We start from the raw sequence: 11,488 nt of genomic DNA on the forward strand, positions 1-11,488 counted from the left end.
TTCGACGGGTTCTGACGGCAGAAGGATACACCGTGGTTGAAGCGGAAAACGCCCAACAGGCTTTGGAATACCTGGGAAAAGAAACGCCCGACCTGATTTTGATGGATATCAACATCCCGGAAATCGATGGTTACACCCTGACCAAGCAACTCAAGGCCCGGCCTCAACTGCAACATGTCCCAATTATCGCCATGACCGCGAATGTGATGAAAGGCGACATGGAGAAAGCCTTACAAGCGGGATGCGACGGCTATATCCCCAAACCGATTGATATCGACTTACTTCCTGAACAAATCGCCCGTTACATAGCAAAATCTCGCTCTGTTCAATGAGGGTTCTCATGCCTGTATCTAAATCTCGCCCTCCCACCCCGAAGCCCAAAAACGAAACAACTTCACCCCCCATTACGCCCATTGATCCTGAAGGGGCCACCGTCCTGGTGGTCGAAGACAATGTCTCCAACTTCGTGCTCATCGCCCGCCTGTTGGGGTACATGGGCATTCATTGCGAATGGAAAACCAGCGGCTATGAGGTGGTGGAATTCGCCGACACATTACCCCGGGTGGATCTCATCCTGATGGACATCCGCCTGCCCTACGAAGACGGTTATGCAGCCCTGCGCAAAATCCGCAACTCCCCCTCTTTGAAAGACACGCTGGTGGTGGCCGTCACGGCAGAAGCCAGCCTGGAGCAAATGAACAAAGCCAAAACCGCCGGTTTCGACGGTTTCATCGGCAAGCCCATCGACCCCGACCGATTTCCCGAGCAAATCCGCCGCATCCTGGCCGGCGAATCCGTTTGGGAACTTTGACCTCCGCCGGGAGTGCTCTCCATGAGCCAAGCCGTCCCCTCGCAACCGATGTTTCGCGGCCGCCTGGCCCGCCGTATCATGCTGGTTTTGTTGCCCTTCATCATCATCCCTGTGCTCATCATGGGCTACGCCGCGTACCGGCGGGCGCAGAACCTGCTCATCGAACAAGCCACCCAGCAAATTCAAGCCCTCGCCGAAGTCACCCTCAACGACCTCCAGGCCTGGTTACGGACCAAACAGGTCCGTCTTAGCCTGGCGCTGTATCACACCGACACGCAAGCCCTGTTGGAGAAAATCCTCCACACCTCCCGTTTCGCCCCGGATTTCCCCCGTCAGCGCAAACGGTTGCTTGCCGCCCTCCAACGGGCCAACCGCAACGCCTCGTTGCTTCTGTTTAACGAGTTCCTGGTGGTCAACGAGCAAGGGGTGGTGCTCGTCAGCACACACCCCGAACTGGAAGGCCTTGATCTCTCTCTGGCGCCCTGGTGGCCGCGCCTGACGCCTGTGCTTCAGGGGGAGCAATCCTTTGTCCACTTCGGTAGTGCCCATCTCAACCCCTTGCTTCCCAAAAACACCTTCGGCGTGCTCACCGCTACCCGCGGGGTCACTCCCACCACGCAAGGCGTACTCATCATCGGCGTCTCCAAAGGTTACCCCATCGAGCGCTTCTTACAGACCACTTCTCTCCCCCTGGCTGCCACAAAGGGGTACTTCATCACCACCGACGCCGAATGGATACACATTGATCCATTGAAAGAGGAACTGGTCACCCAGCCCTTGCCCGAGAGCATTCGCCCCAACTTCCATGTGTTGCTTGCCCGGCCGACCCTCAAGCAATTCGTCACGCTGAGATACGCCTGGCCTGAAGCGGATCGGCCTTTGCTCAGCGTGGCCGGTTGGCTGCCCCTTCTTCAGGCAGGGGTCGGGATCGAAGTCTCCCAGGGAGCCATTCTGGCCAACATCACTTCTCTGGTTCCCTTTACCGTTGGGCTGTTGACCCTGACCACTCTGTTCCTGGCCCTGGTCATCTGGCTGCTCACGCAAAACATCACCCGACCGGTGCAAGCCATTGCCCGTGTGGCCGAGGCCTTTGCCAGCGGCGACTTCCGCGCCCGGGCTCCGATCCAGCGGCATGACGAACTAGGCATGCTGGCCTACACCTTCAATCAAATGGCCGACCAACTCACCAACCTCACCCGCTCCCTGGAGCAAGAAGTCGAGGAACGCACCCAGCAGATTCAGGCCGCAGCCGAAGTGGCCACCCTGGCCACCTCGGCCACTTCTCTGGACGACATCCTGCAACGCACCGTGAACCTCATCGTGGAGCGCTTCGCTCAGTACTACCATGCCTCGGTCTTCCTCCTGGACGAAAGCGGGGAGTACGCCGTGCTGCGCGAATCCACAGGCCCCGTGGGCGAAGAAATGAAACGGCGCGGCCACCGACTGGAAGTGGGCGGGCACTCCCTGGTCGGCTGGGCAGCAGCTCATAACCGGCCACGCATCGCCTCCGATGTGGTAGAGGACCCCATCCACTTCAAGAACCCGCTTCTGCCCGAAACGCGTTCCGAGGCTGCCATTCCCATCGCCGTAGGCCCCCGCGTGCTGGGCGTGCTGGATGTGCAAAGCAAAAACCCCTACGCCTTTGACGAGCACGCCGTAGCCACCCTGCAAACCCTGGCCCGCCAACTGGCCGCGGCCATTTATAACGCCCGTCTGCTGGAAACTACCCGCATCGACCTGGTGGCCACCCAAACGCTCTACCAGACCAGCCGACGCGTGGCCCAGGCTCAGACGCTGGACGAGATCTTCCAGGCTCTGGAAGAAGCCTTCCGGCAAGGGGAGGTCAACGCAGCGTTGTTCTTTGCCGAAACGGAAAGCGACGCCTTGCGCATGGTATTCGCTCATTCCTCCATCCAAGGGCTCTCCCTTCAGCGGGATGCCTTGACCACCCTTTTCCCCTCGCAAGAGCCCATCCTGCTCCAACGAGAAGCTTTCGCCCGGCTTCCGCAACCTCTGCAGACATTGCTCCGCGCCTGGAGGGGATATTCCGCCGCTCTGTTCCCGCTCATCCGGGAAGGCGAGCCCGTGGGACTCCTGCTTCTGGCAACAGATCGCGAACATCCGCTCACCCGGCCTCGCATCCAGCCTTATGTCAACCTGGCCGAAGTGGTGAGTAACACCCTGACCAAGATTCACGCCCTGCAACGGGCCGAATCCCGCCTGGTGGAACTGGAGGCCATCAACCGTTTGAGCCAGGCGATGAGTCACGCCGCCCATCTGGAGGAACTCTATCCCACCCTGGCCCGGGAACTCCGCCGACTCTACGGCGAAGTCACCGTGGCGCTGGTCGAATATGACCCCCTGCGCCAGCAACTGCGCATCCCCTTTGTGTGGGAGCAGAGAGCGGACAAACCTCACAGCATCCCCGAACCCACCCCTTTGGGCGAAGGGTTGACTTCATTGCTCATCCAGAAACAGGAGCCCCTGCTCATCACCCAGAGCGACGAAATTGAAAAACTGGGCGCCAAACACATTGGTCCACCGGCCAGGTCATGGATGGGGGCCCCGCTCATCGTGGGCGATGAAATCCTCGGTGCCTTGCTGGTGCAGGACATCGAACACGAAGGTCGCTTCACCGCCGAGGACTTTCAAACCTTTATCACTTTGAGCACCCAGGTGGCGTTGACCATCCGCAACATTCGCTTGCTGGAATTGAGCCAGCGCCGCGCCGAGCAACAGCAACGGTTGCTGGAAATCGGCGAGCGCCTGCGCCGCACCATCGACCTCCGCGCCATCCTGGATATCACCGCCAAAGAATTGCGTCAGGCGCTTCAAGCCCGGCGGGTGATGGTGCGCTTCTACGGGTTATCCCCCGAACAAACAGGTACTTCCTCTGCAGGCAACGGGCACAAGGAGTAACCAGTATGGCCTCTCCGTTCTTTCGGCGCAGTCGCCCCCAACCGCAAGAACATCCACCTTCCTCATCGCCCCCGTCCCTCCGCAGCGTCACAGCAACACGGGAAGAGGTTTTCAATTTCCTCACCCGGGCCACCAGCGCTGCCGCCCTGCCAGTCGTCATTGTCAACACTCACAGCGCCATCCTCCATGGGGCGCCCCGGCGCGCAGCCGCTTATGTGGCCCTTTATATCACGTTGCTCGTCGCCACGTTTAGCCGACGCTTGCTCCCCTTCTCTCTGCGCGCTTGGGGCCTCGTCGCTTTGCTGTGGGCTGTAGCCCTTACCACCTACCTCAACACCGGAATACGGGGCGATGGCCGCATCTGGATTATGGGCGCAGTGGTCACCGCCGGGGTTCTCCTGAACGGTTTCCAGGCCGTGCTGGGTATCGGGATCAGCCTCGCTCTGCACGGCATCGTGGGCTGGCTCTTCATCCACCGCGTCCTTCCCCTTCCCCCGGTCGAGGGGCTGGTGACCAGCGAACTGCCGGAGGCCTGGGTCAACACCGGGTTCACAATGATCGCCATCGGGTTGGTGGCCGGTGGCATCGTTGCCATCAACCGCAGCCGTCTGGAACAATCGCTGGAAGAAAGCCAGGAACTCACTTCGGCGTTGGAGGAGGAACGGCAGCGTCTGGAACGTCAAGAGCGCGCCCTGCGCCGCCGCGTGGCTCAGTTGCGCGCTGCCAGCGAAGTTGCTCGGGTGGCCACCACCCTGCTCGACGAGCAGGAACTCATGGACTATGTACTGCGCACCGTCCAGGAAAGTTTTGATCTGTACTACGCCGGCATCTTCCTCCTGGACGAGCGGGGCGAATACGCCGTGCTGCGCGCCGGCACGGGGGAAGCGGGAAAACGCATGCTTCAGGACGGGCACCGGCTGGCCGTAGGCGGCACTTCCATGATCGGCTGGTGCATCGCCAACCGGAAACTGCGGTTGGCACTGGACGTCGGCCGCGACCCCGTGCAATTCAGCAACCCCTATCTCCCCCACACCCGAACCGAACTGGCCATTCCCCTCATAGTGCGCGACGAAGTCATTGGAGCCATGACCATCCARTCCGASCGTYYYCAGGCYTTCGACGAMGACGATATCCGCMTCCTGCARGGCATYGCCGACACCYTRGCCARCGCSCTRARCAMCRCYCGSCTGTTCCRCACCACSCARGARRCSCTGARCGAACTSCRGGCCATCCACGCCCARTTCCTGAGCCAGGCCTGGAGCGAYCTCCCKGAAAGCRGCATCCARRTCCTCCAGAGCGAAGAGMCGACCWCCMSTTCSCGMGAAANNNANNCNACSGGGCGSCTGCTCCGCCTSCCYCTYCARGTRCGSGAYRCCGTGGTSGGSGARGTSGTGMTGGARCGSGAYRCCCCCTGGAGCGARGARGARCRGGCCCTGGCCCAGGCGTTGMTCTAYCAGGCCGGGSTGGCCCTGGAAAAYGCCGGTCTRCTCACCGAAAGCCTGCGCCGCGCCGCACAAGAACAACTGCTGGGACAAATCAGCGCCCATGTCGGCGCTACCCTGGATATGGACCAGATGCTCCGCACTATCGTCCGTGAATTGCAAGAGGCTTTGGGCCTCCAAGAGGCCGAAATCCGCCTAAGTTCCACCCTGCCTGCCATCGAGGAGTAGCCATGTCCCCCCAACGGCGCTTTTGGTCCCCCCGCCTGCGCACCACGCTTTGGGGAACCGGGTTGTTAACCCTTTTTGTCATAGCCTTGATAAGCGGCATTATGCTTTACCTTACCAGCCCGCTACGTGCCCGGATGTACCAGGTCCTCCAGACCAACCAATACACCAGCTTGTTCGCCCAAATCCACCTGGACACCGTCCAGGCCCTGCTGGTCACCGAAGAAGGTTACGAAACCCGCCAGGCTTACCAATACCAGGAGTTGGTCATCCCATGGGCTACGGCCCTGGCCCAAGACCTGCAGCACATTGTGAACCTGAGGCAGCAGTTAGGGCCAGAAGACCCCCTCTACCCCTACCTCACCGAACTGGAACAATACGCCCGCGACGCCGTGCAAATCCTCCAGGCAAGTCAGCGTCTGGCTGCACAAAACCGGTGGGAGGAAGTAAAGGCCCAAATCGAAAAACTGCACGCCCTCGAGCGCCAGGCACGCACCGCCACATCCATTCTTTTGAGCAACACCCGGCAACAGAGCGCCCAAGCAGCCCAAGCCACCCGGGCCCTCCTGCTACGTATGCTACTCTTCATCGGCGGCGCTATGGTGATTATGGCCGCGGCCCTGTTGAGCCAGGTAGGCCTAACCCTCAACCGTGTGGTAAAACCCATTGAATCCCTGACCACCTATCTGGCTCGCTTCGCGCAAGGTGACCTGCAAGTACGCGCCCCAGAACCCGCCTCGCCGCTGGAGATCCACCAACTGGCCCATACCTTCAACCAGATGGCCGACCAGATCATGGCCTCTCAAATGCGTCTGGAGCAACAGGTGGCGGAGCGTACCGCCTCGTTGCGCAGCCTCAACAAACAATTGCAGGCCGCGGCCGAAGTGGGGCGTGCGGTCGCTTCTCTGAGCGACCTGGACGAAATCCTCCAGGAGGCTACCCGCCTCATTGCCGCGCGCTTCAATGTGTACCATGTGGGCATCTTCCTCCTGGATGCCAGCGGCACCTATGCCGTGCTGCGGGCCGCCAACTCTGAAGGCGGGCGGCGGATGCTGCGCCGCGGCCACCGCCTGAAAGTGGGCGAAGAGGGGATCGTGGGCTATGTCACCGGCACCGGACGCCCGCGCATCGCATTGGATGTGGGTCGCGACGCTGTGCATTTCCGCAATCCCGACCTACCAGAAACCCGATCCGAGGCGGCGCTGCCCTTGCGTATCGGCAACCGTGTCCTAGGCGCATTGGATGTGCAAAGCACCCAATCCGCCGCCTTTAGTCGAGAAGAGCTCAACACCTTTCAGTTTCTGGCCGACTTGCTGGCCATAGCCATTCACAACGCCGAATTGTTGCGCCAAAGCCAGGAAGCCGTTGAAGAGATGCGGCGCGCCTACGCGCAGATCAGTCAGCGGGGTTGGGAAGCCTTTGTCCGCCAGCGCTCTGTGAAGGGCTACCGGCTGGACGACCAAGGCCACCTGCAACCGATCGCCGAAACCGAATCCACCCAACCTTCCCCGACCAACGAGAGCGCCCAGGTGTTGCAGGTACCCATCGAAGTGCGCGGCGTGCCGGTGGCCCATCTGCGCCTGCGCAAACCCGCCGATCGGCCCTGGAATGCCCCGGAGCGCCGTTTGGTTCAGGAACTCAGTCGCCGATTGAGCAGCGCGCTGGAAGGCGCCCGCCTATTCACCGAAAGTCAACGGCGTGCCGCCCAACTCCAAGCCGTAGCCGAAATCGCCCGCGACACGTCCACCACCTTAGACCTGGAAACCCTGCTTCGAAGTGCCGTGGAACTCGTCCGCGAACGCTTTGGCTTCTACCACGCCTCGGTCTTTCTCATAGACGAAGAAGGAAGATACGCCGAAGTACGCGCTTCCACAGGGGAGGCCGGGGCCGAGATGCTGCGCCGCCAGCACCGTCTGGCCGTTGGTTCAGCCTCTGTGGTGGGCCAGGCCGCAGCCAGGGGTGAACCGGTGGTGGTCAACGATACCCGGCACAGCGAGATTCACCACCCCAACCCCCTCCTGCCCGAAACCCGCGCCGAACTGGCCCTGCCGCTGAAAACCGTCGATACCGTCATCGGTGCGCTGGATGTGCAGGCCACCCGACCCCACGCCTTCTCCCAAGACGATGTCCAGGTGCTGCAGATTCTGGCCGACCAGTTGGCCGTGGCCGTGACTAACGCCCGGCTGTTTGCCGAAGTCCAGGAACACCTGGAATCCCATCGCAAGTTGCACGCCATCCTGGCCGCGGCCACTGCTACCCTCACGGTGGAGGAAGCGCTTCAACAGGCTGCCGAGGCAATCCACAAGATGTGGTCAGATCTGGCAGTGGCCTTTTTGCTGGCGAATCCCACCCAACGCACCCTGAGGGTCGTCGCCGCGAAAGGCCATCGCCAGCGGGAAAAGGCCCTGGGGATGGAAGTCCCTTATGGGCATGGCATCACCGGTTGGGCCGCTGAGCACCAAGAAATTGTGCGCAGCAACCGGGTGCAGGAAGATCCTCGGTATATCAAAGGGACGCCCGGTACTCAGTCGAAGTTGGCTATTCCCCTAATATATCGCGACGAAATGGTCGCCGTTATGGATCTGGAAAGCCCACGCCCCGGCGCCTTTGATGAGAGCGACCAGGAACTGTTCCGCACCTTGGCGACTTCATTGGCCGCTGTATTGACCAACATCCGCCTTCTGGAAGCTGCCCGCCGCCGCGCCGAGCAACTGCAACTACTCAACGAAATCTCCTCCATCGCGGCCACCCATGTGAATCAGGTGGAACTGCTCCAGGCAGTCCTGCCCCGCCTGGTCGAGGGTCTGGGCGGCCAAATCGGCGGCGCGCTGTTGCGCACCACCGGGCCATACTACAAGATAGTGGCCGCTTATCCCCCGGGCGCTCAACCCATCGTGGAAGACCTCTCCGACATCGTGGCCAGCGCCCTGGCGCAAAAGCGGCCTATCATCCTGCCGGCCACCGAGGGGCTCCCCCCTCAAGCCCAACCGCTGGCGCAGCAGAAAGGCATCCAAAGCATCGTCATGCTCCCACTGCTTTTCCGCGAAGAACTCGTCGGCGCGCTGCGCATCGGCTTGCCCGGCGAGCGCGCTTGGAGCGACGAAGAACAACGCCTGTTGGAGCAAATCGCCCGCCAGATCTCCACCTCACTGGAAGCGGCCCGCCTCTTTGAAGCCGCCACCCGCCGCGCCCGGCGAGAGCGCCTGGTGACCGAAATCACCACCCGCATGCGTGCCAGCAACGACCCCCAAGAAATCCTCCAAACTGCCCTGCGGGAACTGCAAAAAGCCCTTCAAGCCGAGATTACCCAGGTGGTGATCCTCGAAAATGGCGAAAACCTTTCCGAGGCATAGCCATGGCTATTCTCTTTGCCTTTGCCAACCAAAAAGGTGGTGTAGCCAAAACGACCTCTGTTGCGTCCTTGGGCGGTGCTCTGGTTGAACGGGGATCCCGCGTACTTGTGGTAGATCTGGATCCTCAAGGAAACCTGAGTCTGGCCGTAGGCATCAATCCCAGGCGCCTTCACCACCATGTGAGCGATTTGCTCCTTAACGCCACACCGGCTCAGGATCTCATCGTCCAGACCCGCACCCCTGGGCTGGATTTGCTTCCTTCGGGGCGCGCCTTGACCCTTGCCGAGCGCTACCTACCTACCCGACCGCACTATCAAACCATTCTCTCCACCATGCTACGCCCTCTGCCTTATGATTACATCATCCTCGACTGTCCCCCGGCGCTGGGCACCATCACTGCCACCGCCCTGGCCGCCACCGATGTCCTCGTTATCCCCACCCAGGCCGAGTATTTTTCGGCTTATGCCTTGCAAGCCATGCTCGCCATGATACGTCAGGTGCGCGCCACCACCAACCCGCATCTCGCTTACCGCGTGCTCATCACCATGTTCCGCACCCGCACCCGTGCCCTGCGGATCATCAAGGCCCGCCTGGAAGCCACCTTCGGCCAAGGTCTGTTCCAAACCACCATCGAAGTGGACACCAAACTGCGGGAAGCCGCCATCGCCGGGCTGCCCATCACCCACTACGCCCCCAAATCCCGTGCGGCCCGCCAATACCGCGCTCTGGCCCAGGAGTTGCTCGACTATGTCCAAACCCAAGAAACGGCTTCGGTCCGAACGGCTTGAAGAACTTTTCTCCGAATTGATGACCGCCTCCTCCGAACAGAGTGAGGCACCGCCCGCGGAGGCTGCCCCCCCAATGGTACGCTTCCGCTGCGACGGTCAGGGGCGCTTTGTGGCCTTTGACGACGCGCTGGCTCAAATCCTGGGCTACGCCGAGGAAGAACTGCGTCGCCTCACCTTGACCGAACTCATCCCCGATCTGGAACGCCACCCGCTCTATCGTCCCACCCTCGAAGGCGCCCAGGAAATCGCCGGGTTGGAGGTGCAGGTGCACGACGTGCGGGGAGGGACGCACTCGGCCGTCCTCTATCTGACGGCCGGCATCAACCAGGAGACCGAAGCCCTGGTGGGGATGTTGCAATTTCAGCACGCTGCCCCCTCCGCCCCAACGCCACCAGCGACCGGCACACGCTTTCTGCGTTCCATTGCGGCCCAAGAACAGCTGCAAGGACTGCTGCTCCAGGGCGAGCGCATCGCGCCGGCCCGCAAGCCCCTCACTCCGGCTGGGCAACAGGCGCTGCGGCAAAAAGCCCCGGTCATGCAACCCGCCCAGGCGGGCCAACCCGCCGTCCTGGCTGCTCCCGTCCCGTTGGCCGACACCGTAGGACTGCTGGAGGTGGTGCACCCCTCCCCGGATCGGATCTGGGATGAGGACGAAAAGCAACTGGCCGCCGAAATCGCCCAACAACTGGCCCTGGCACTGGAAAACGCCCGCCTCTTCCAAGCCGCGCAACGCCGCGCCACGGAGTTGCAGGCCCTGCTCGATTTGGCCCGCTCCGTAGCCCAGCAACTCAAACTGGAAAGCATTTATGCCGCCACGGACCAAGCACTCCAACAATTAATGAGCGCAGAAACCTTCCTCGTCGGCTTGGTCAACGAAGCCCAGAACGTTATTGACTTGGTTTACGGTCGAGACAGAAACATCCTCACTCCACCAGGCATCCAGATTCCCCTACAAGAAGGTCTGAGTGGGTATGTGGTGAAACATGCCCGTCCGGTCCTCATCAAGGACTTTGAAAACGTGGCCGAATTGCCCTTTCAACCGCGTACCATCCCCACCGGCGTCGATGAAAAAGTGGCCCGCTCAGCATTAGCGGCCCCTCTGCGCGTCGGCGATCGGGTCATTGGGGTGATCTCGGTTCAAAGTTACACGCCCAACGCTTATACGCCATCCGACCTCAACCTGCTCGCTGGCGTGGCGGATCAGGTCGCCCTGGCCATCCAGAACGCTCGCCTCTTCGAGCAGACACAACAAGCCCTAAACACCACGGCTCAACTTTATCAACTCACGGCCGCCTTCAACGCTGCCAGCACTTACGAGGAAATCCTGCACGCCCTGCGCGACTTCCTGGGCCAAGATGTGCATACCGTGGTCATCAGCCTCTTCGACCGCCCCTGGGATGACGAGAACCCACCCCAATGGATGATCCCGGTAGCCCACATCTCCGAATTAAACATCCCTCCCCAATTGGCTACCCAACGCTACCGGGTGAGCGACTTTCCCGAGGTGTTGCGCATTCGTGGTGGGGGGGACTTCATTCCTAACACCGCCCAGCATGACTGGAACGAAGCCGCTCAACGCCTTTATGCAGAGGCTCTCCAGGCTCGAGCCGTGGCTTTCGTTCCCCTCGTGGTTGGCGGTCAATGGATTGGGTTCCTCAACCTGCTCTACCGCCAGCCCCATGCCTTCACACCCGAAGAACAACAACAAATCATCGCCGTCTCCTCCCAGGCCGCCGTGGCTATACAAAACTTGCGCGCTCTGGAGAACATCCGGCAACAGGCCACTGAATTGGAGGCTCTCAATCGCCTGGCCCAAACCCTTAGCCAAACCCTGGACCTTCAAGAAGTCTTCCGTATTGCGTTGGAAGGTGTGCGGGACTTCCTTTATGTGGACGCCGGTTTGATTTCTTTTGCTCGAGACGATTCAGGGAACACCTTACAATTGACTAC

7 protein-coding genes are annotated in these 11,488 nt (G+C 61.1%); all 7 read left to right on the plus strand.

The features are described from left to right. The coding region (locus tag G4O04_03980; protein ID HEY57685.1) for a response regulator at positions 1 to 332 on the plus strand (332 nt) is incomplete at its 5' end. Between the two features lie 8 nt (positions 333 to 340). Then, complete coding sequence (locus G4O04_03985) at positions 341 to 811, plus strand: response regulator (GenBank protein HEY57686.1); 471 nt, start codon at positions 341 to 343, stop codon at positions 809 to 811. 21 nt (positions 812 to 832) lie between these two features. Further along, complete coding sequence (locus tag G4O04_03990) at positions 833 to 3,730, plus strand: GAF domain-containing protein (protein ID HEY57687.1); 2,898 nt, start codon at positions 833 to 835, stop codon at positions 3,728 to 3,730. A gap of 5 nt (positions 3,731 to 3,735) precedes the next feature. Continuing rightward, complete coding sequence (locus tag G4O04_03995; protein ID HEY57688.1) at positions 3,736 to 5,400, plus strand: GAF domain-containing protein; 1,665 nt, start codon at positions 3,736 to 3,738, stop codon at positions 5,398 to 5,400. 2 nt (positions 5,401 to 5,402) lie between these two features. Then, entirely contained in the window at positions 5,403 to 8,750 is a 3,348-nt protein-coding gene (locus tag G4O04_04000) for a GAF domain-containing protein (GenBank protein ID HEY57689.1), read from the plus strand. Between the two features lie 2 nt (positions 8,751 to 8,752). After that, the gene (locus tag G4O04_04005) at positions 8,753 to 9,538 is read left to right on the plus strand and encodes a ParA family protein (protein HEY57690.1); all 786 of its coding nucleotides are present in this window, start codon (positions 8,753 to 8,755) and stop codon (positions 9,536 to 9,538) included. Positions 9,539 to 9,611: 73 nt separating this feature from the next. Further along, positions 9,612 to 11,488: GAF domain-containing protein (locus tag G4O04_04010; GenBank protein ID HEY57691.1), on the plus strand; the 1,877-nt coding region annotated here is incomplete at its 3' end.

The sequence above is a fragment of the Anaerolineae bacterium genome (assembly GCA_011176535.1).
Classification (GTDB): Bacteria; Chloroflexota; Anaerolineae; order Anaerolineales; family DRMV01; genus DUEP01.

Coding starts and splice junctions, on each gene's coding strand:
- G4O04_03985 (HEY57686.1), top strand. CDS start 341: ATGCCTGTATCTAAATCTCGCCCTCCCACCCCGAAGCCCAAAAACGAA.
- G4O04_03990 (HEY57687.1), top strand. CDS start 833: ATGAGCCAAGCCGTCCCCTCGCAACCGATGTTTCGCGGCCGCCTGGCC.
- G4O04_04000 (HEY57689.1), top strand. CDS start 5,403: ATGTCCCCCCAACGGCGCTTTTGGTCCCCCCGCCTGCGCACCACGCTT.
- G4O04_04005 (HEY57690.1), top strand. CDS start 8,753: ATGGCTATTCTCTTTGCCTTTGCCAACCAAAAAGGTGGTGTAGCCAAA.